Raw genomic sequence first — 21389 nt, 5'->3', positions numbered from 1 at the left:
CCGTACCCGCGTGCGACGGCGCCCTCTCAGCTTCGCGTCGTGACGGTTTTCTTACGTGCCGTCTCACGCGCCGGCGCGGCCTTGCGGGGGTGAGCCGCCGGCGACTCGGGTGCGGTGTCCGTCCCGGCACCGCGCCCGAGTTGGCGCGCCAGCAGCGCGGTCCCCCCGACCGCGGCCAGCACCGGCCACTCCACCAGCCCGGCGGCGCCGACTGCGCCGAGGGTCAGCAGTGCCGCAGGCGTGGAGTGGCTCCCGCTGCTCAGACCGTGGCGTACACCGGTGGCCGCACCCTGCACTCCGCCGACGATCCCGCTGACGGCCGCGCCGCCGACCGCGCCCGCCGCCGCGGTCGTCGCGTTGGCGGTCCCGGTGACCAGACGGGCCGCACCTACGACGATGTTCATGACGTTCCACCTTTCCTCGATAGCCCACCGGAGTACCCGGCGGACCGTTGCTCCACGCGGGTTCGGCAGGATCGGACCATGGACATCGACAACAGCGTCGTGGCGATCACCGGCGCCGGTTCCGGCATCGGGCGCGCACTCGCGGAGTCGTTCGCCGCGGCGGGCGCCCACCTGGTGCTCGGCGACCTCGACGAGGCCGGCCTGGCCGAGACCGCGCGGCGCCTCGGCGACACCGGGACGAGCGTCACGGCCCTGCGCGCCGACGCGAGTTCGGCGGTCGACATCGAGGCCATGGTCGCCGTGCGACCGGTGGACGTCTTCGTCGCCAACGCCGGCGTCATGGGCGCACCGGGACTGGGCGCCGAAGCGGACTGGGACCGCATCCTCGAGGTGAACCTGCGCGCCCACGTCCGCGCCGCCACCCTGCTGGTGCCGCAGTGGCAGACCCGTGGCCGCGGCCACTTCGTCAGTGTCGCGTCGGCGGCCGGGCTGCTCACCCAGATCGGCGCCGCGGGTTACGCCGTGAGCAAACACGCCGCGGTGGGGTTCGCCGAATGGCTCGCGGTCACCTACGGCGACGACGGCATCGGGGTGACGTGCGTGTGCCCGATGGGTGTCGACACCGCGCTGCTGTCGTCGATCCGCGATTCGGCCGATGCCACGGTGCGGTTGGGCGCGGATTCCGTGGTGCAGGCCGGCACCGTGATCAGCGCGAACGAGGTGGCCGAGCAGACCGTCGCCGCGGTCCGAGACGGCCGCTTCCTCGTCCTGCCCCACCCGGAGGTCCGCGACATGCTGGCAGGCAAGGTGGCCGACCACGACCGGTGGATCGCCGGGATGCGGCGCTACCAGCGGTCGCTGCTGCGGCACTAGCCTGCCCCGGTCTCGGGGGACGTGTCGGTGGCAGTTGTCACCATGGAGGGGTGACGCACCCCCCGACGGCCACCGACGGCCTCTCCCGGTTCAGTGCCCTGACCCGGGAGTGGTTCGCGGGCACGTTCGTCGAACCCACCCCGGCGCAGGCGCAGGCCTGGTCGGCCATCGCCGACGGGGGCAACACCCTGGTCATCGCGCCCACCGGTTCGGGTAAGACTCTCGCGGCCTTCCTGTCGGCGATCGACCGGCTCGCGTCCTCTCCCACATCGAAGGAGCCGCGGCCCGTCGGTGCGGGCACCCGGGTGCTCTACGTATCCCCGCTCAAGGCGCTCGCCGTCGACGTCGAACGCAACCTGCGCACACCGTTGACGGGGATCGCGCGGATCGCCGAACGCCACGGCCACCCACCGCCGTCGATCAGCGTCGGCGTCCGCTCCGGGGACACCACGCCCGCCCAGCGCCGCGAACTCGTCACCCGTCCCCCGGACATCCTCATCACCACGCCCGAGTCGCTGTTCCTGATGCTGACCTCGGCCGCCCGCGACACCCTCGCCGAGGTCGAGACGGTGATCGTCGACGAGGTGCACGCGCTGGCGGCCACGAAGCGGGGCGCGCACCTGGCGCTGTCGTTGGAGCGGCTCGACCAGCTCATGGAGCGGCCGGCGCAGCGCATCGGTCTCTCGGCGACGGTCCGCCCGCCCGAGGAGGTGGCCCGCTTCCTGTCCGGGCATGCGCCGACGACCATCGTCGCGCCGCCGGCCGCCAAGACGTTCGACCTGTCGGTGCAGGTGCCGGTGCCCGACATGGCGGACCTGGAGAACAACACCATCTGGCCCGACGTCGAGGAGCAGATCGTCGACCTGGTCGAGGCGCACCGCTCCTCGATCGTGTTCGCGAACTCGCGGCGGCTCGCCGAGCGCCTGACGTCGCGGCTCAACGAGATCCACGCCGAACGCACCGGCACCGCGCTGGACGGCCGCAACGACGGAGTGGGCGGCGGCGCCCCCGCGCAGTTGATGGGCAGCGGGCAGTCCTTCGGCGCCGAACCGCTGCTCGCGAAGGCACACCACGGGTCGGTCAGCAAGGAGCAGCGGGCGATCGTCGAGGACGACCTCAAGAGCGGCCGGCTCAAGGCCGTCGTCGCGACGTCCAGCCTCGAACTCGGTATCGACATGGGCGCGGTGGACCTCGTCGTCCAGGTGGAGACGCCGCCCTCGGTGGCCAGCGGTCTGCAGCGGGTGGGCCGGGCCGGCCACCAGGTCGGGGAGATCTCCCAGGGTGTGCTGTTCCCCAAGCACCGCACCGATCTGATCGGCTGCGCGGTCACGGTGCAGCGCATGCTCGCCGGCCAGATCGAGACCATGCGGGTGCCCGCCAACCCACTCGACGTGCTCGCCCAGCACACGGTGGCCGCCGCGGCGCTCGAACCACTCGACGCCGACCGCTGGTTCGATGCGGTGCGCCGCAGCGCCCCGTTCGCGACGCTGCCGCGCAGCGCGTTCGAGGCGACGCTCGACCTGCTGTCGGGCAAGTATCCGTCCACCGAGTTCGCCGAACTGCGGCCGCGCCTGGTGTACGACCGCGATGCCGGCACGCTGACCGCCCGGCCCGGGGCGCAGCGGCTGGCCGTCACGTCCGGCGGCGCCATCCCCGACCGCGGCATGTTCACCGTCTACCTGGCCACCGATTCCGACAAGCCCTCTCGGGTCGGCGAACTCGACGAGGAGATGGTCTACGAGTCACGGCCCAGCGACGTGATCTCGCTGGGCGCCACGAGCTGGCGGATCACCGAGATCACCCACGACCGCGTGCTGGTGATCCCGGCGCCCGGCCAGCCCGCGCGGCTGCCGTTCTGGCGCGGCGACGGGGTGGGGCGGCCTGCCGAACTCGGCGCCGCCGTCGGCGCGTTCACCGGAGAACTCGCCTCGCTGGGCGCCGATGCGTTCGCCGAGCGTTGTCGCACAATGGGGTTCAACGACTACGCGACCGACAACCTCTACCGACTGCTCGACGATCAGCGTCAGGCCACCGGCACGGTGCCCACCGACACCACGTTCATCGTCGAGCGCTTCCGCGACGAACTCGGTGACTGGCGGATCATCCTGCACTCCCCCTACGGTCTGCGCGTGCACGGCCCGCTCGCACTCGCGGTCGGGCGCCGGCTGCGGGAGCGCTACGGCATCGACGAGAAACCGACCGCATCCGACGACGGCATCATCGTCCGGTTGCCGGACACCGACTTCGAGTCCGGCGGCACGGCGTCGTTCGCGGACCTGTTCGTCTTCGACGCCGAGGAGATCGAACCCATCGTCACCGCGGAGGTCGGCGGGTCGGCGCTGTTCGCGTCCCGGTTCCGCGAGTGCGCGGCGCGCGCGCTGCTGCTGCCGCGTCGTCATCCCGGTAAGCGCTCCCCGCTGTGGCATCAACGCCAGCGCGCCGCGCAGCTGCTCGATGTGGCCCGCAAGTATCCGGACTTCCCGATCGTGCTCGAAGCCGTGCGCGAGTGCCTGCAGGACGTCTACGACGTCCCCGCCCTGGTCGAGCTGATGCACCGGATCGCCCAACGCCGTCTGCGCGTCGTCGAGGTGGAGACCACCACGCCGTCGCCGTTCGCGGCCTCACTGCTGTTCGGCTACGTCGGTGCGTTCATGTACGAAGGCGACAGTCCGTTGGCCGAACGCCGCGCCGCCGCACTGTCGTTGGACAGCACGCTGCTCGCGGAGCTGCTGGGCCGCGTCGAACTTCGGGAGCTTCTCGACGCCGACGTCATCGCCGCCACCGCGCGCCAGTTGCAGCACCTCGCCGAGGACCGGCGCGCGAAGGACGCCGAGGGCGTCGCCGACCTGCTGCGCCTGCTGGGGCCGTTGACCGCCGAGGAGATCGGCGAACGCTCCACCACCGACGACGTCGGCGGTTGGCTCGAGGGTCTGCTGTCGGCGAAGCGCGTGCTGACCGTGTCGTTCGCCGGGCAGACCTGGTGGGTGGCGATCGAGGACGTGGGCCTGCTGCGCGACGGCGTGGGGATCGCGGTGCCCGTCGGTGTCCCGCTGTCGTTCCTCGACCCGGTGGCCGATCCGCTCGGCGAGCTGCGGGGCCGCTTCGCGCGCACCCATGGCCCGTTCACCACCGCCGAGGCGGCCGCGCGCTTCGGTCTCGGCCTGCGCGTCACCGCCGACGTGCTGGGCCGGCTCACCGTCGACGGGCGATTGGTGCGCGGCGAGTTCACCGACGTGCCCGCCGGGGATCGCGCGGGCAACGAGCAGTGGTGTGACGGCGACGTCCTGAAGATCCTGCGCCGCCGGTCGCTGGCCGCGCTGCGGGCGCAGGTGGAGCCGGTCAGCACCACCGCGTACGCCCGGTTCCTCCCGGCCTGGCAGCATGTCGGGTCGCCGCACAGCGCAGGAGTCGACGGGCTGGCCTCGGCGATCGACCAACTCGCCGGTGTGCCGGTACCGGCGTCGGCAGTGGAGCCGTTGGTGCTGTCCCAGCGGGTGCGTGACTACCAGCCCGCCATGCTCGACGAACTGCTGGCCAGCGGCGAGATCATGTGGTCGGGTGCGGGGCCGATCGGCGGCGGGGACGGCTGGATCGCGTTCCACCACGCCGATTCGGCGCCGTTGACGTTGACCGCACCGGTGGAACTCGACTTCACCGACACCCACCGGGCGATCATGGAGACCCTCGGTGCCGGCGGCGCCTATTTCTTCCGCCAGCTCGCCGGCGGCGACTCCGAATCCTTCAAAACGGCACTGTGGGAACTGATCTGGGGCGGCTGGGTCACCGGGGACACCTTCGCCCCCGTGCGCGCCATGCTCTCCGGGAGCCGGCGGTCCACCGGCAGGCGCGGCGCCCCCGCGCACCGGCAACGGGCCCGCCCGCCGCGGTTGAGCAGCTACAGCATCGCGCACGCGCAGACCAGGTCGAGTGACCCGACGGTGGCCGGACGCTGGTCGGCGCTGCCCGGCGCGGAACCGGATTCGACTGTCCGCGCGCACTTCTCGGCCGAGCTGCTCCTGAACCGGCACGGGGTGCTGACCAAGGGCGCGGCCGTCGCGGAGGGTGTACCGGGCGGGTTCGCGATGCTCTACAAGGTGCTGACCGCCTTCGAGGACGCCGGCCGATGCCAGCGCGGATACTTCGTCGAGTCGCTGGGCGGCGCCCAGTTCGCCGTGGCCTCCACGGTGGACCGGTTGCGGACCTATCTGGACGAGGTCGACCAGGAACGCCGCGAATACCACGCGGTGGTGCTGGCGGCCGCCGACCCGGCCAACCCCTACGGCGCCGCACTGCCGTGGCCGGTCCGCACCGCCGACGGTGAGGCGGAGGGTTCGCACCGTCCGGGCCGCAAGGCGGGTGCGCTCGTGGCGCTGGTCGACGGAGAATTGGCCTGGTTCCTGGAACGGGGCGGCCGGTCGCTGCTCAGCTTCACCGACGACTCCGACGCCCAGCGGGCGGCCGCGGGCGCGCTGGCCGATCTGGTGGGCCGCGGCCGCGTGCAGTCGCTTCTGGTCGAGAAGGTCAACGGGGTGGCGGTGTTGGAACCCGCGCAGGGCGGGGTGCGGGCGGCCGCGCACGACGCGTTGACCGGCGCGGGGTTCACGCGCACCCCGCGCGGTCTGCGGTTGCGTTGACGGGCTTCTGCGGATGCGGTCAGTCGGGCGGAGTGGCGGCGACAGCGGCGCTGACCTCCGCCGCGGCCTGATCGAGGGTGTTGATGGTGACCTCGTCCATCGGTACCACGCTGAGTCGCCCGGCGTGGTGCACCGCCTGCTCGACGTGGAACAGCGCGTCGGGCGAGGAGAGCACCAGGATGACCGCGGTGCCGTGCGCGAGCGCATGCCCGATCTCGTGACGGAGGCCCGTGTCGACCTCGTGGTCGGCGAACGAGGCGACGATCGCCGCCGCCGCGGCGCCCACCACGACCGAGGCCAGGATGGGTGGGGCGAACAACCCGATGAGGGCCCCGAGACCCGCTCCCCATCCGGCCGCGACGCGTCCGTGGTGATTCACCGCGTGGGTCACCACCGCTTCCCCGTCGGCACCTTCGGTCAGCAGCACCGCCGCCCGGATCTCGACGCCCTTGCTCTTGATCCGGCGGTTGAGTTCGGTGAAGTCTTCATGGGCCTGCTCGGGTTCGGAGTACCCGGCGACGAGGACGACCGAGTGGGTGCCGTCGGTGATTTCGTCGATACGCATGTGCATGAGCCTGACGTGCCTCCGCCACCGCGGATAGGTCCGAAAGCCCTCATCCCGGGGTCTTTCGTCCCGATTGGTTCAATGGGCTATGCCTGAAGGCGACACCGTCTACCGCACCGCCACCGCGCTGCGCGAAGGCCTCGAGGGCAAGACGCTGACCCGTTGCGACGTCCGCGTCCCGCGGTACGCCACCGTCGATCTCACCGGCCACGTCGTCAACGAGGTGCTCAGCCGCGGCAAACACCTGTTCATCCGGGTCGGCCCGGCCAGCATCCACTCGCACCTGAAGATGGAGGGCAGTTGGAAGGTCGTCCCGGCGTCGCGTCCGAGCCGGGCGGGTCACCGCATCCGCATCATCCTCGAGGCCGGCGAGGGTGAGCAGGCGGTGCAGGCCGCCGGCATCGATCTCGGCGTGCTGGAGATCCTCGAACGGGAACACGACATGGACGCCGTCGCCCACCTCGGGCCCGACCTTCTCGGAGACGACTGGGAGCCCCGCATCGCGGCGCAGAACCTGAGCGCAGACCCGGACCGCCGCCTGTCCGAGGCGCTGCTGGACCAGCGGGTGATGGCCGGTGTGGGCAACGTGTACGCCAACGAGCTGTGCTTCGTCGCCGGACATCTGCCCACCGCGCCGGTGAGCGCACTCAAGGACCCGTTGCGGATGGTGCAGCGCGCTCGGGATATGTTGTGGCTGAACAGGTCCCGCTGGAACCGTACCACCACCGGCGACACCCGGCCCGGCCGTGACGTGTGGGTGTACGGCCGGGCCGGTAAACCGTGCCGTCGCTGCGGCACCCCGATCCGGCGGGACGGCGGCGGCGACCGGGTGTCGTACTGGTGCCCGCACTGCCAGCGCTGACCGTTCGCGCACTGATTGTTTTAATGCAGAAGTTTTCCGCAATTCCATGTCAGCGCCATCGTCGGGTGGTTCCCTGGGTGGTGTGAACACGGCCGTCACGCCGGACACAGGCGCACGCCGAGGGGTGAACCTCGCCCTCGCCACATGGGTTTCCGCGATCAACTTCTGGGCGTGGAACATGATCGGCCCGCTGTCGACCACCTACGCAGGCGACCTGTCGTTGAGCAGCACCCAGGCGTCGATGCTGGTGGCCACGCCCATCCTGGTCGGATCGCTGGGCCGCATCGTGGTCGGCTCGCTCACCGACCGGTTCGGCGGACGGGTGATGTTCATCGCCATCTCGCTGGCCTCGATCGTCCCGGTGCTCGCCGTCGGGTTCGCCGGATCGGCCGGCTCGTACCCGCTGCTGCTGGTGTTCGGGTTCTTCCTCGGTATCGCCGGCACCATATTCGCCGTCGGGATCCCGTTCGCCAACCACTGGTACGAGGCGTCGCGCCGCGGCTTCGCCACCGGGGTGTTCGGCATGGGCATGGTCGGCACCGCGCTGTCGGCGTTCTTCACCCCGCGTTTCGTCAACTGGTTCGGCTTGTTCACCACCCACCTGATCGTCGCGATCGCGCTCGCGGTCACCGCGGTGATCTGCCTGCTCGCGATGCACGACTCACCACATTTCGCACCCAACACCGACGCGGTCCTGCCGAAACTCAAGGCGGCCGCCAGACTTCGCGTGACCTGGGAGATGTCGTTCCTCTACGCCGTCGTCTTCGGCGGGTTCGTCGCGTTCAGCAACTACCTGCCCACCTACATCAAGACCATCTACGACTTCTCCGCCGTCGACGCCGGCGCGCGCACCGCCGGATTCGCCCTGGCCGCCGTGCTGGCCAGGCCGGTGGGCGGTGCGCTGGCCGACCGCATCCCACCCAAGTACGTCGTGCTGGCGTCGTTCGCCGGCACCGCGGTGCTGGCGTTCGTCGCGGTGTTCCAGCCGCCGCCGGACCTGTGGTCGGCGGCCACGTTCATCAGCCTCGCGCTGTTCCTCGGCGTCGGCACCGGCGGGGTGTTCGCGTGGGTGGCGCGCCGCTCACCCGCACAGTCGGTGGGCTCCATCACCGGGATCGTCGCCGCCGCAGGCGGACTCGGCGGTTACTTCCCACCGCTGGTGATGGGCGGAACCTACGACGCGGTCGACAACGACTACACGGTCGGGCTGCTGCTTCTCGTGGCCACCGCGCTGATCGCGTTCACCTACACCGCGCTGCGACTGCACGCCCGCGAACCACAACCGAAGGGGACGCCGACGTGAGCCAAGCACCTCGCACCGGCGGTGTGGTCGAGGAACTGCTCGAACGCAGCGGCCGGTTCTTCACCCCCGGCGAGATCTCCGACGACCTGCGGACCGTCACCCGCCGCGGCGGCCGAGAAGGCGACGTCTTCTACCGCGACCGGTGGAGCCACGACAAGGTCGTCCGCTCCACCCACGGCGTCAACTGCACCGGGTCGTGCTCGTGGAAGATCTACGTCAAGGACGGGATCATCACCTGGGAGACCCAGCAGACCGACTATCCGACCGTCGGCCCCGACCGTCCCGAATACGAGCCGCGGGGATGTCCTCGGGGCGCGGCCTTCTCCTGGTACACCTATTCGCCGACACGGGTTCGGTACCCCTATGCGCGCGGTGTGCTGGTGCAGATGTACCGCGAGGCCAGGGAGCGCCTCGGCGATCCGGTCCTCGCCTGGGCCGACGTCCAATCCGACCCCGAACGCCGCCGCCGCTACCGACAGGCAAGGGGCATGGGCGGTTTGGTCCGGGTGAGCTGGGCCGAGGCGACGGAGATGATCGCCGCCGCACATGTGCACACGGTGAAGACGTACGGCCCGGACCGGGTCGCCGGATTCTCACCGATCCCGGCGATGTCGATGGTGAGCCACGCGGCCGGGTCGCGGTTCGTCGAGTTGATCGGCGGCGCGATGACCTCGTTCTACGACTGGTACGCCGACCTGCCGGTGGCCTCGCCGCAGGTGTTCGGCGACCAGACCGATGTCCCCGAATCCGGTGACTGGTGGGATGCGTCGTATCTGGTGATGTGGGGATCCAACGTCCCGGTCACCCGCACCCCCGACGCCCACTGGATGGCCGAGGTGCGGTACCGCGGCACCAAGGTCGTCACGGTGAGCCCCGATTACGCGGACAACACCAAGTTCGCCGACGAATGGATGCCCTGTGCGGCAGGCACCGACGGCGCGCTGGCGATGGCGATGGGCCATGTCGTCCTCTCCGAGTTCTTCGTCCGGCAGCGGGTTCCGTTCTTCGTCGACTATGTGCGTCAGTACACCGACCTGCCGTTCCTGGTGAAGCTCGAGGACCGCGACGGCGCGCTGGTCCCGGGCAAGATGCTCACCGCGGCGGACCTGGGCCACCGCGTGGAGAACGCGGCGTTCAAACCGGTGCTGCTCGACGGGCGCACCGACGACGTGGCCGTCCCGCAGGGTTCACTCGGTTTCCGGTACGGCGACGACGGTGTCGGCAAGTGGAACCTCGACCTCGGTGAGCTGTCGCCGGCGCTGACGGTGTCCGCGGAGGGCGGCGACACGGCCGCGGTCACCCTGCCACGGTTCGACACCGTCGACGGGCACGGCGCAACGCTGCGGCGCGGGGTGCCGGTGCGCAGGGTGGGCGATCACCTGGTGTGCACCGTCTTCGACCTGATGCTGGCCCAGTACGGCGTGGCGCGGCCCGGGCTGCCGGGCGACTGGCCGGCCGGATACGACGACCCCGAGCATCCGTACACCCCGGCCTGGCAGGAGGCGATCACCGGGGTGTCGGCCGGCCAGGTGATCCGCATAGCGCGTGAATTCGCCCGCAACGCCGAGGAATCCGGCGGCCGCTCGATGATCATCATGGGCGCCGGGATCTGTCAGTGGTTCCACGGCGACGCCACCTACCGCGCGGTGCTGTCGCTGCTGCTGCTCACCGGATCGATGGGACGCAACGGCGGCGGCTGGGCGCACTACGTGGGGCAGGAGAAGTGCCGGCCGGTCACCGGGTGGGCGACGATGGCGATGGGCACCGACTGGTCGCGCCCGCCGCGGCAGATGCCGGGCACCTCGTACTGGTACGTGCACGCCGACCAGTGGCGCTACGACGGATACCGCGCCGACGCGCTGGCCAGCCCGACCGGCCGTGGCCGGTTCGCCGGCAAGCACACCATGGACGTGCTGGCGGCGTCGGCGGCGATGGGCTGGATGCCGTTCTATCCGCAGTTCGACCGGTCCAGCCTCGACGTCGCCGACGAGGCGCTGGCGGCCGGGCGCGAGAAGTCCGGAATACCTGACTACGTGGCGGAGCAATTGTCCTCCGGTGCTCTGAAACTGGCCGTCACCGATCCCGACGACCCGAAGAACTGGCCGCGGGTGCTCAACGTGTGGCGGGCCAACCTGCTGGGGTCCTCGAGCAAGGGCAACGAGTACTTCCTGCGGCACCTGCTGGGCACCGCGTCGAACCTGCAGGCCACGCCCACCCCGGAGGCGTTGCGGCCCAACGACGTCGAGTGGAGCGCCGACATCCCCGAAGGCAAGCTCGACCTGCTGATGTCGATCGACTTCCGGATGACCTCGACCACGCTGTTGTCGGATGTCGTCCTCCCCGCCGCGACCTGGTACGAGAAGGCGGACCTCAACACCACCGACATGCACCCCTACGTCCATGCGTTCACCGCCGCCATCGATCCCCCGTGGGAGACGCGCTCGGACTACGACGCGTTCGGCGCGATCGCCCGGGCCTTCAGCGCGCTGGCCAGGACGCATCTGGGGACCCGCACCGACGTGGTGCTCGGCGCCCTGCAGCACGACACCCCGGGGGCTCTGGCCTATCCCGCGGGCACCGAGAACGACTGGCGCGTCACCGGGCAGAAACCGGTCCCCGGCAAGACCATGGGACCGCTGGCGGTGGTCGAGCGCGACTACACCGCGATCGCCGACAAGTGGGCCAGCCTCGGCCCACTGGTGGAGCGCTTGGGACTCACCACGAAAGGCATCACCACCCGGCCCGAACAGGAGACGCGGGAACTGGCCGCGAAATTCGGCGTGCTGAAGAGCGGTGCGGCAGCGGGGCGGCCGGCCATCACCACCGCCGAGCGCATGGCCGACACCATCCTGGCGCTCTCGGGCACCACCAACGGCCGGCTCGCCGTCGAGGGTTTCCGCGAACTGGAGCGACGGACCGGCCGGCACCTCGCGCACCTGGCCGAGGGCAGCGAGGAGCGCCGCATCACCTACGCCGACGCGCAGGCCCGTCCGGTACCGGTGATCACCAGCCCGGAGTGGTCGGGCAGCGAGACCGGCGGCAGGCGGTACGCCCCGTTCACGGTCAACGTCGAACAGCTCAAACCGTTTCACACGCTGACCGGGCGGATGCACTTCTACCTCGACCACGACTGGCTCGAGGAACTCGGCGAGCAACTGCCCGTCTACCGTCCCCCGCTGGACATGGCCCGCCTCTTCGGCGAACCGGCAGTCGGCGACCGCCGGGACGGCCTCGGATTGACCGTGCGGTATCTGACCCCACACTCGAAGTGGTCGATCCACTCGGAGTACCAGGACAACCTGCTGATGCTGTCGCTGTCGCGGGGCGGCCCGACGATGTGGATGAGCCCCGTCGACGCGGCGAAGATCGATGTCGGCGACAACGACTGGGTCGAGGCCGTCAACCGCAACGGCGTGCTGGTGTGCCGGGCGATCGTCAGCCACCGGATGCCCGAGGGTGTCGTGTTCGTCTATCACGCGCAGGAGCGCACCATCGACGTGCCGTTGACCGAGACGACGGGACGGCGCGGCGGCATCCACAACTCCCTGACCCGGTTGCTCATCAAACCGAGCCACCTGGCCGGCGGCTACGCGCAGAACGCGTTCGCGTTCAACTATCTCGGGCCCACCGGCAATCAACGCGACGAGGTGACCGTGGTGCGGCGCCGTTCCCAGGAGGTGACCTACTGATGAAGGTCATGGCCCAGATGGCGATGGTGATGAACCTCGACAAGTGCATCGGGTGTCATACCTGCTCGGTCACCTGCAAACAGGCCTGGACCAACCGGCCCGGAACCGAGTACGTGTGGTTCAACAACGTGGAAACCCGACCGGGACAGGGTTATCCGCGGACCTACGAGGACCAGGAGCGGTGGCGCGGCGGCTGGGTCCGCGATCGCAGAGGCCGGCTGCGGCTGCGTGACGGCGGCCGGCTGAGCAAGCTGCTTCGGATCTTCGCCAACCCGAAGATGCCCAGCATCGAGGACTACTACGAACCCTGGACCTACGACTACGAGAACCTGACGTCCGCGCCGCTGGGCGAGCAGATGCCGGTGGCGCCGCCGCGCAGCCTGATCAGCGGTGAACCGATGAAGATCTCGTGGTCGGCGAACTGGGACGACGACCTCGGCGGCTCCCCCGAGATCGTGCCCGGCGATCCGGTCCTCGCGAAGGTCAGCGAACAGGTCCGGCTCGAATTCGAGCAGACCTTCATGTTCTTCCTGCCGCGCATCTGCGAACACTGCCTCAACCCGTCGTGCATGGCGTCGTGCCCGTCGGGCGCCCTCTACAAACGCAGCGAGGACGGCATCGTCCTCGTCGACCAGGACCGGTGCCGCGGATGGCGGATGTGCGTGTCCGGCTGCCCCTACAAGAAGATGTACTTCAACCACAAGACCGGCAAGGCCGAGAAGTGCACGTTGTGCTACCCGCGCATCGAAGTCGGTTTGCCCACAGTGTGTTCGGAGACCTGCGTCGGCCGGTTGCGCTATCTGGGACTGGTGCTCTACGACGTCGACCGGGTGCTGGCGGCGGCCTCGGTGGAGAACGACACCGACCTCTACGAGGCGCAGAAGGGGGTGCTGCTCGACCCGCACGATCCGGAGGTCGTCGCCGGGGCGCGCGCCGAGGGGATCTCCGACGAATGGATCGACGCCGCGCAGCGGTCCCCGATCTACGCGCTCATCCACACCTACCGGGTGGCGCTGCCGTTGCACCCGGAATACCGCACCATGCCGATGGTCTGGTACATCCCGCCGCTGTCGCCGATCGTCGACGCGGTCGCCCGCGACGGTCACGACGGTGAGGAACTGGGGAATCTGTTCGGCGCGCTGGAGGCGTTGCGCATCCCGATCGAGTACCTCGCCGGCCTGTTCACCGCCGGGGACACCGCCGTCGTCGAGGACGTGCTGCGCCGTCTCGCGGCGATGCGCTCCTACATGCGCGACATCAACCTCGGACGCGAGACCCAGCCACACATCCCGGAGTCGGTCGGTCTGACCGAGGAACAGATCTACGACATGTACCGATTGCTCGCCCTCGCGAAATACGAGGAACGCTACGTGATTCCGACGGCCTACGCGGCCGGTGGGATCCCGGGCGCCGAGGAGCCCGGGTGTTCGCTGTCGTTCGAGGGCGGGCCCGGCATGTACGAGTCGGGTCCGTTCGGCGAGGCCAGCGGTGGCCCGGTGGCGGTGGCCGTCGAGACGTTCCACGCGCTGCAGCACCGGCAGACCAGCGACGGTATGGCCGCCAACGCGGACCGGCCGTCACGGGTGAACCTGCTCAACTGGGACGGCCGCGGCACTCCGCCGGGGATCTTCCCGGACAACGGGCATTCCCGATGAAGGCCGCCGGAATCTTCCGGCGCTCCCGGAACGGGCTCGAGGAGCGGCTGGTCTGGCAGTGCGCGTCGCTGTTGCTGAGCTATCCCGACCGCGACCGGCTCGAGACCGCCGAGCAGATGCTGGCACATCTCGACGGCCCTGCCGCGCAGCGTCTTTCGAACACCGTGGGCGCGCTTCGCTCGACCGACCCGTTGCGGGCCGCGCAGGATTACGTCGCCACCTTCGACCTGCGCCGTCGCGCCACGATGTACCTGACCTACTGGACGGCCGGCGACACCCGCAACCGCGGCAGCGCGATGCTGGCCTTCGCGCAGGTGTACCGCGCCGCGGGGATGACACCGCCCGCCCACGAGGCACCCGACTACCTGCCGGTGGTGCTGGAGTTCGCCGCGACCGTCGACCCGCAGGCCGGTGCCAGGCTGCTCGGTGAGCACCGGGTGCCGGTCGAGGTGCTGCACCGGGCGCTGCGCGAAGCCGATTCGCCGTACGCGGACACCGTCGCGGCCGTCCTGGCGACGCTGCCGGCCGCCACCGACGCCGACGTGCGCCGCGCCGGAAAGCTCATGGCCGACGGACCACCCGCCGAAGCCGTCGGCCTGCAGCCGTTCACGCTGACCGTACCGCCGCGCCGCACCGAAGGGGGCACCTGACATGTCGGGCTGGGAGATCTTCTGGGATGTGGCGCCGTACGTGACCCTCGCGATCGTCGCCGTGGGCATCTGGTGGCGCTACCGCTACGACAAATTCGGCTGGACCACCCGGTCGTCGCAACTCTACGAATCGCGTCTGCTGCGCATCGGCAGTCCGATGTTCCACTTCGGCATCCTGGTCGTCATCGTGGGCCACGTCATCGGCCTGGTGATCCCCGAATCCTGGACCAGAGCGGTCGGTCTGAGCGACCACGCCTATCACGTTCAGGCCCTCGTGCTGGGGGCGATCGCCGGTGTCACCACGCTGACCGGTATCGCGTTGCTGGTGTTCCGGCGCCGCACCACCGGCCCGGTGTTTTTGGCGACGACCGTCAACGACAAGGTGATGTACCTGGTGCTGGTGATGGCCATCATCGCGGGGCTGGCCTGCACGCTCATCGGCGCGACTCCCGTTGGTGCCGAACACGACTACCGCCAGACGGTGTCGCCCTGGTTCCGGTCCATCTGGATCCTGCAGCCGCGCGGCGATCTGATGGCGATGGCGCCGCTGTGGTTCCACATCCACGTGATCATCGCGCTGGTGCTGTTCTGCCTGTGGCCGTTCACCCGGCTCGTGCACGTGTTCAGCGCGCCGATCGGCTACCTGTTCCGGCCGTACATCGTCTACCGGAGCCGCGACGTCGCAGGCAAGGGTGAGCTCGTCGGCTCGCAGCCGCACCGCAGGGGCTGGTGACCGCGGCGTTCACGGCCGTGCCAGCCGCACGATCTTGCGCACCACAGTGGCGAACTGGCGCGGCAGCGGACCGCTGTTGTACGGCAATCCGTAGCGGCGGCAGATGTCCCGCACCTGGGGCGCGATCTCCGCGTGGCGGTGGGCGGGGATGTCGGGGAACAGGTGGTGTTCGATCTGGAACGACAGGTTGCCGCTGAGGATGTGGAACAACCGCCCACCCGTCAGGTTCGCCGACCCGAGGATCTGCCGGAAGTACCACTGGCCGCGTGACTCGGCCTTGGTCTCCTCGATCGAGAACTCCTGGACGTCCTCGGGGAAGTGCCCGCAGAAGATGATCATGTACGACCACACGTTGCGCACCAGGTTGGCGGTCAGGTTGCCGGCGAACACCCACGGCGCGAACGGCCCGGCCAGCAGCGGGAAGGCCACGTAGTCCTTGAGCGTCTGGCGTTTGGTCTTGCGCCAGATGCCCTGCAGGATTTCGCGCTTGTCGGCGATGCTGATCTCACCGGCGCGGATCCGCTCGGTCTCCAGTTCGTGCAGCGCGACGCCGTACTGGAACAGCACCATGAGCAGGAACGCGTAGACCGGGTTGCCGAGGAAATACGGCTGCCAGCGCTGGTTCTCGCTCATCCGCAGGATGCCGTAGCCGATGTCGCGGTCCATGCCGACGATGTTGGTGTAGGTGTGGTGCATGTAGTTGTGGGAGTGCCGCCACTGGTCCCCCGGGCAGGCGTTGTCCCATTCGAAGCCACGGCTGGAGATCGCCGGGTCGCCCATCCAGTCGTACTGGCCGTGCATGACGTTGTGGCCGATCTCCATGTTGTCGATGATCTTCGACAGGGCCAGCATCGCTGTGCCGGCCAACCAGAACGGCGGCAGGATCCCGCCGAAGAGCAGGGCGCGCCCACCGACTTCGAGTCCTCGCTGCGCCTTGATGATCCGCCTGATGTAGGTGGCGTCGCGCTCACCGAGATCGGCGATCACCCGGTCGCGCAGCGCGTCGAGTTCACGACCGAACGCGTCGACCTGCTCGGCGGTCAGGCGCACGGTTCTCCCGGCGACGGTCTTCTCGACGGACCCGCGGGCGGTCTGCATGGTGGTGACGGTCATTGTTCAAACACCTTTCCTAGAGCGCGATCTCGACGTCGCCGACGGGTGCGGACACGCAGATCTGCACATCCTCGGCGTCGACACCCGACACCGCGCCGGTGATCAGGTTCTTGACCACGCCGCTGGTCTTGCGGCGGGTGCAGCTGTGGCAGATGCCCATTCGGCATCCGCTTTCGGGGGTGAGGCCGGCGGCCTCGGCCTGCTCGAGCAGGGGGCGGCCGTCGTCGGTCACCGAGACGCCGCTGTCGGCGAAACTGACCTGACCGCCCGAGGAGGCGCCGGCGAGGGTCGGCGGGACGAAGCTCTCGGCCTGTGCGTCCGGGCGGACCTCGCGAACCGCGGTGGCGAGTTCCGGCGGCCCGCAGACGAAGACGGCGTCCGCGTCGGGCAGTGCGGCGGCCAGATGATCGGCGCAGAAGCGGCCGACCAGATCGGTACCGGCGGTGTCGCGGGTGTAGCCGTAGAGCACCCGCACACCCGGCGTCGCCGCGAGCTCGGTGCGGTAGCAGGCCTCGGCGGCGGAGCGGGCGTAATGGATGAGCGCGAGGTCGCCGGTGTGCCCCTCGGCGCGCAGCGTCCGGATCATGGACAGCACCGGGGTGATGCCGCTGCCCCCGGCGACGAACAGGATGCGCCGGGGCCTGGCCGCGGGCAGGGTGAAGTCACCGCCGACCGAGTCGAGGCCGACGACCATGCCGGGACGGGCGTGGTCGCACAGGTAGGTCGACACCAGACCGCCGTCGTGGCGCCCGACCGTCAACTCGATCGGGCCGGAATGCTCGGCGTTGGCCGGCGAGTAGCAGCGGGTACGGCGGCGCCCGTCGATCTCGACGGTGAGGTTGAGGTGCTGGCCGGCCCGGAAGCCGGTGAACACCTGATTCGGTTCCAGCGTCAGCGTGACGCTGCGGGGGGTCTGTCGACGGACCGCGACGACCTTGGCGCGGGCCTCGCCGGTGGTCCACGTCGGGGCCACCAGCTCGGTGTACCGGTCCACGCCGTGCGGGCCGGTCAGCAGGTCGAGCAGCGGTGAGCGCAGCACCCGCTCCCGAAGACTCCGTGTGGGCGTTTGAGTGAACATGTGTATACCGTGCGCCAGTACAGCCCGTTCGGTCAAGGGAATCGGAGCAGCTTGTGGTAGGTTTCACGTCGTGAACAGTCGTACGCCCAGTTCACGCACAAGCCGCTCCGGTCCGCGTTCCCGGGACAGGTCCTCGTCGTCGCGTGAAGAGAAGAAGGAAGCCACCCGCAGGGCCATCGTCGCCGCCGCGCTGACGCTGCTCGACGAGCGCAGCTTCGCGGCGCTGAGCCTGCGTGAGGTCACCCGGGAGGCGGGTATCGCACCCGCCGCGTTCTACCGTCATTTCGAATCGATGGAGGCGCTGGGACTGGTCCTCATCGACGAGTCGTTCCGCGCGCTGCGCGATCTGCTGCGCAGCGCCCGCGCGGGCAAACTCGACCCCAAACGGGTCATCGAATCGTCGGTCGACATGCTCGTCGAGGGCGTCAACCAGCGCCGTGAGCACTGGCGGTTCATCGGGCGGGAGCGCTCCAGCGGGGTGGCCGTGCTGCGCTACGCGATCCGCACCGAGATCCGACTGGTGACCTCCGAGCTCGCGATCGACCTGGCCCGCTTCCCCGGGCTGCACACCTGGAGCGCCGAGGACCTCAACATCTTGGCCAGCCTCATCGTCAACGCGATGATCTCGATCGCCGAGGCCGTGGACAGCACCGTGGACACCGGCGATGCGGTCGCCCTCGCCGAGATCAAACGCGTGGCGGTCAAACAGCTGCGCATGATCGTCGTCGGCGTCGCCGGCTGGCGCAGCGCCGGCTGACCCCGGTGCGCGCCGAGACTACGGTTGTTGCGCGGTTTGCGGCGAAATCGCGTCACCAACCGTCGTCTCGCCGACGCCGGCGACACCGAGCAGCACCTCGGCGAGCGCGCGCGGTCGCGACAGGAAGGGTGAGTGGCTGCCGGGCAGTTCGATGAGGTCAGCGCCCACCCGGCCGGGCGCAACCCGTCGGGACCACTCGCTCGGCACCATCAGGTCGTCGGTGCACACCACATAGGTGGAGTCGACGGCCGGGAGTTCGCGCAGCGGATACGGCTGCAGCATCGGGTGCAGCGCCTGCGGGCGGAGCCGAGCCATGGCTGCGGCGGCGACGGCGTCATCACAGTCGGCGTAGAGATGTCTGCGCGTGAGCGCCGGGTCGACCCAGACCTGCCGGTTCTGGTCGTCGGGCTCACTCAATGCGGGCAGATAACCGGGGTTCAGCATTCCGGGGTCGTCGGCGACCTGATCCATCAGGCTGCTGCCGGGCAGCGGCAGGACTGCGCAGAGGTAGACCAGATGCGACACCGGACGCCGCACCGCGACGATGGGGATCGTGTTGCCGCCCAACGAATGTCCGACGAGGGTGATGTCACCGCCGCATTCGGCCAGCGCGGCGCAGACCACGTCGGCATAGTCTTCGAGGTCCGCGCGGGGATCGTCACACGGCAGATCCATCGTGACGACGCGGTGTCCGCCCCGTTCCAGCAACGGGGTGAGCAGATCCCAGCACCACCTGCCGTGCCATCCACCGTGAACCAGTGCGAACGTCGTCATGGGCGGAAGTATCGGCCGCCGCAGGCCGGGTTGTCCTCATCCGTTCGGATGAGGACAACCGCCGGATCAGTGACGCACCGTCGTATCGACGTGCGGTACAACAACTCTCGGCACAAGCTGGTTGAGCCAGGGGTAGTTTCGGTGGTCTCGGTCGTAAACCGAGTGCCGGTCGCGGTCGCGGCCCTGCCCGCCGCCCGGTTCGTCGGCCTGCGCGGGTGCGGCCAACCCCACCACTGCCGCGGTCAACGCCCCCGCAACGGTGGCGACCAATCCATACTTCTTCATCGTTCTCGCCTCGGCCTCTACAACTCCGTCCGCACGGTGTCGCGTGGACTGACTGTGCAACAGGAGGTCCGCCGGTTTGATTCCGACGCGCGAGGGGCGCGATCACGCACGCCGACGGCGGTTCACCCAGTAGATCGGGTGCGTGCGCGTTCCGAACAGCGGAATGCTCACCGCCAGTTCGGCATTGACCTGGTCACCGTCGAACACGGCGTTCTGCACCCGCCACGACATCACCGACCCGTAGCGGTCCATCACCGCGGCGATGTTGTCGGCGGTACCGACCGCGGCCGATCCGCTGTCACCCGAAGGTTGACCTGACCATCCTGGTCGAGTCGGGTCACGACCCACCTCCAGCGGGCTAGCGTGTCGGGATGACCGTCCTGGAGCTGACCCACCCGCGGCCCGACATCGCCGTCATCACGCTGAACCGGCCCGAGAAACTCAACGCGCTCAACTACGAACTGGTGGAGACCTTTCACGCGACGCTTCGCGACATCGCCGCCGACGGCGACTGTCGCGTGGTGGTGCTGACCGGTGCAGGTCGCGGGTTCTGCTCCGGCCTGGACCTCACCGACCCGAACCCGGAAGCGACCGGTGAGGGTACGGAGTTCCCGCGTTCGGGGATGCGCTGGCAGGAACGCATCGCCGAGCTGACGACGCGGCTGCACCGGTTGCGCCAGCCGGTGATCGCCGCGGTGAACGGCCCGGCGTACGGCGGCGGGTTCGCCATCGCGGCGGCCGCCGACATCCGGCTCGCGTCCGAAACGGCCCGCTTCTGCACGCAGTTCATCAAACTCGGGCTCGGCGGCTGCGACATCGGCGTGAGCTACACCCTGCCGCGGATCGTCGGCGCGGGACACGCCTTCGACCTCATCCTGACCGCCCGCCAGGTCGACGCCGACGAGGCCCTCCGGCTCGGCCTGGTGTCGCGGGTCTCGCCGAACGTCGTCGACGACGCGTTGGCGATAGCCGAAACGCTCTGCGGATACGGCAAATTCGGGCTGGAATCGACCAAGCAGGTGCTGTGGGCCAACCTCGAGGCGGGCAGTCTCGAACAGGCCATCCACCTCGAGAACCGCAGCCAGATCCTGGCGTCGACGAGCGGTGAGATGCGCAAGGCTAGCGAGGCGTTCCGCCGCCGTCCACGATGATCGCCTGACCGGTGAGGTAACTGCCGGCGTCGGACACCAGCAGCAGGGCGGCGCCCACCATCTCATCGGGTGACGCGAGCCGCTTCTGCAGCGTGGCGCCGGCCATCGCGTCGATCGCCTCCTGCGGGTTGTTGCGCATCATGTCGGTGTCGACGGGGCCGGGCGCCAGCGCGTTCACGCGGATGCCGTACGGCGCGTACGCCGCGGCCATCGACCGCGTGAAGGACAGCAGCGCCGCCTTGCCCGCGGCGTACATCGACACGTTCGGCGCGAAGTTGAACGCGCCGACCGACACCATGTTCAGTACCGCGGCGTGCCGGCTCTCCTTCAGGTGCGGCAGGGCGTGCTGCACCAGGAATACCGGCCCGCGCAGGTTGACGTCGTAGGACTTCGTCCACGCCTCGGGCGTCATCTCCCCCAGAGGTTGGGCCAACGCGTTGGCCGCGTTGTTGACCAGGACGTCGATGCCGCCGAACTCCTCGACGGTGCGCGTGACCAGTGCCTGCAGCGAGTCGATGTCGCCGAGGTGGGTGGGCACGCCGATGGCCTGTCCGCCGAGTCCGCGTAGATGCTCGGCGGCCCGCTCGCACGCGTCGGGCTTGCGGCTCGCGACCACCACCCGCGCGCCGGCGAGCACGAAGCCCTCGGCGAGGGCCAGGCCGATGCCGCGGGTGCCACCCGTCACGACGACGGTGCGGCCGGTCAGGTCGAAGAGCCTGTCGAACGATGCGCGATCCACCGCGTCAGTGAATCACGCCGTCAGATACAGCCGCTGACGGAGATCCGCCTGCCGACGCTGGCGCACACGTCCACGTTCGGCGCGGGCGGGACGTACACCGGCGGAGGCGGCGGGGGCGGGGGAG

At 69.7% G+C, this 21389-nt stretch carries 16 protein-coding genes and 3 pseudogenes; 10 read left to right on the top strand and 9 right to left on the bottom strand.

Annotated elements, in window-relative coordinates; genetic code table 11:
* Positions 1-26: 26 nt before the first annotated feature.
* The gene (locus AU196_RS24095) at positions 27-404 is read right to left on the bottom strand and encodes a hypothetical protein (protein ID WP_059097617.1); all 378 of its coding nucleotides are present in this window, start codon (positions 402-404) and stop codon (positions 27-29) included.
* Positions 405-482: 78 nt separating this feature from the next.
* Between AU196_RS24095 and AU196_RS24090 the strand changes: the two genes are divergently transcribed.
* Positions 483-1277 carry an SDR family oxidoreductase gene (locus AU196_RS24090; protein ID WP_059097616.1) on the top strand — a complete coding sequence of 265 codons (795 nt, stop codon included), beginning with the start codon at positions 483-485 and terminating at the stop codon, positions 1275-1277.
* 50 nt (positions 1278-1327) lie between these two features.
* Positions 1328-5911 (top strand): ATP-dependent helicase, encoded by a 4584-nt coding sequence (locus tag AU196_RS24085; RefSeq protein ID WP_059097615.1) that lies wholly within the window; start codon positions 1328-1330, stop codon positions 5909-5911.
* A 19-nt stretch (positions 5912-5930) separates the two neighbouring features.
* On the opposite strand, the gene AU196_RS24080 is transcribed toward AU196_RS24085, so the two are convergent.
* Positions 5931-6476 carry a DUF1269 domain-containing protein gene (locus AU196_RS24080; RefSeq protein ID WP_231737700.1) on the bottom strand — a complete coding sequence of 182 codons (546 nt, stop codon included), beginning with the start codon at positions 6474-6476 and terminating at the stop codon, positions 5931-5933.
* A gap of 88 nt (positions 6477-6564) precedes the next feature.
* Between AU196_RS24080 and nei2 the strand changes: the two genes are divergently transcribed.
* The 6 genes and pseudogenes from nei2 to narI form a co-directional block, all read left to right on the top strand.
* Complete coding sequence (nei2, locus tag AU196_RS24075) at positions 6565-7338, top strand: endonuclease VIII Nei2 (protein WP_059097613.1); 774 nt, start codon at positions 6565-6567, stop codon at positions 7336-7338.
* Between the two features lie 82 nt (positions 7339-7420).
* The gene (locus tag AU196_RS24070; RefSeq protein WP_059097612.1) at positions 7421-8641 is read left to right on the top strand and encodes a nitrate/nitrite transporter; all 1221 of its coding nucleotides are present in this window, start codon (positions 7421-7423) and stop codon (positions 8639-8641) included.
* Complete coding sequence (locus AU196_RS24065) at positions 8638-12330, top strand: nitrate reductase subunit alpha (RefSeq protein WP_059097611.1); 3693 nt, start codon at positions 8638-8640, stop codon at positions 12328-12330. The genes AU196_RS24070 and AU196_RS24065 overlap by 4 nt, the downstream gene beginning before the upstream one ends.
* Complete coding sequence (gene narH, locus AU196_RS24060; RefSeq protein WP_059097610.1) at positions 12330-13985, top strand: nitrate reductase subunit beta; 1656 nt, start codon at positions 12330-12332, stop codon at positions 13983-13985. Before AU196_RS24065 ends, narH begins: the two co-directional genes overlap by 1 nt.
* Positions 13982-14629, top strand: a pseudogene (gene narJ, locus AU196_RS24055) (nitrate reductase molybdenum cofactor assembly chaperone); the annotation flags it as partial. The gene narH and the pseudogene narJ, both read left to right, overlap by 4 nt.
* Positions 14630-15368 (top strand): annotated as a pseudogene (narI, locus tag AU196_RS24050) (respiratory nitrate reductase subunit gamma); the annotation flags it as partial.
* Between the two features lie 9 nt (positions 15369-15377).
* Here narI and AU196_RS24045 read toward each other — a convergent pair.
* A complete protein-coding gene (locus AU196_RS24045; protein WP_059097607.1) occupies positions 15378-16481 on the bottom strand; it encodes a fatty acid desaturase family protein in 1104 nt (367 codons plus the stop codon).
* Positions 16482-16497: 16 nt separating this feature from the next.
* Positions 16498-17559, bottom strand: a complete 1062-nt coding sequence (locus AU196_RS24040; protein ID WP_059097606.1) for a ferredoxin reductase — start codon at positions 17557-17559, stop codon at positions 16498-16500.
* A 70-nt stretch (positions 17560-17629) separates the two neighbouring features.
* Here AU196_RS24040 and AU196_RS24035 point away from each other — a divergent pair, with 70 nt between their 5' ends.
* Positions 17630-18316 carry a TetR family transcriptional regulator gene (locus AU196_RS24035; RefSeq protein ID WP_059097605.1) on the top strand — a complete coding sequence of 229 codons (687 nt, stop codon included), beginning with the start codon at positions 17630-17632 and terminating at the stop codon, positions 18314-18316.
* Between the two features lie 18 nt (positions 18317-18334).
* Here AU196_RS24035 and AU196_RS24030 read toward each other — a convergent pair whose 3' ends face one another.
* The 3 genes from AU196_RS24030 to AU196_RS25720 all read right to left on the bottom strand — a co-directional run bounded on the left by AU196_RS24030 (position 18335) and on the right by AU196_RS25720 (position 19723).
* Positions 18335-19090, bottom strand: coding sequence for an alpha/beta fold hydrolase (locus tag AU196_RS24030; protein WP_059097604.1), 756 nt, complete (start codon positions 19088-19090; stop codon positions 18335-18337).
* 66 nt (positions 19091-19156) lie between these two features.
* Entirely contained in the window at positions 19157-19375 is a 219-nt protein-coding gene (locus tag AU196_RS25375; protein WP_082695853.1) for a hypothetical protein, read from the bottom strand.
* Positions 19376-19477: 102 nt separating this feature from the next.
* Positions 19478-19723 (bottom strand): hypothetical protein, encoded by a 246-nt coding sequence (locus AU196_RS25720; protein WP_157546639.1) that lies wholly within the window; start codon positions 19721-19723, stop codon positions 19478-19480.
* A 23-nt stretch (positions 19724-19746) separates the two neighbouring features.
* Between AU196_RS25720 and AU196_RS24025 the strand changes: the two genes are divergently transcribed.
* Positions 19747-20526 carry an enoyl-CoA hydratase/isomerase family protein gene (locus AU196_RS24025; RefSeq protein ID WP_059097603.1) on the top strand — a complete coding sequence of 260 codons (780 nt, stop codon included), beginning with the start codon at positions 19747-19749 and terminating at the stop codon, positions 20524-20526.
* On the opposite strand, the gene AU196_RS24020 is transcribed toward AU196_RS24025, so the two are convergent.
* The gene (locus AU196_RS24020; protein WP_059097602.1) at positions 20495-21265 is read right to left on the bottom strand and encodes an SDR family NAD(P)-dependent oxidoreductase; all 771 of its coding nucleotides are present in this window, start codon (positions 21263-21265) and stop codon (positions 20495-20497) included. The genes AU196_RS24025 and AU196_RS24020 overlap by 32 nt on opposite strands.
* 20 nt (positions 21266-21285) lie before the next feature.
* Positions 21286-21389 (bottom strand): annotated as a pseudogene (locus tag AU196_RS26235) (RNA-binding protein); the annotation flags it as partial.

The organism is Mycobacterium sp. IS-1742 (assembly GCF_001500125.1).
Taxonomy (GTDB): Bacteria; Actinomycetota; Actinomycetes; order Mycobacteriales; family Mycobacteriaceae; genus Mycobacterium.
This window is presented reverse-complemented; position numbering and strand designations above follow the sequence as displayed.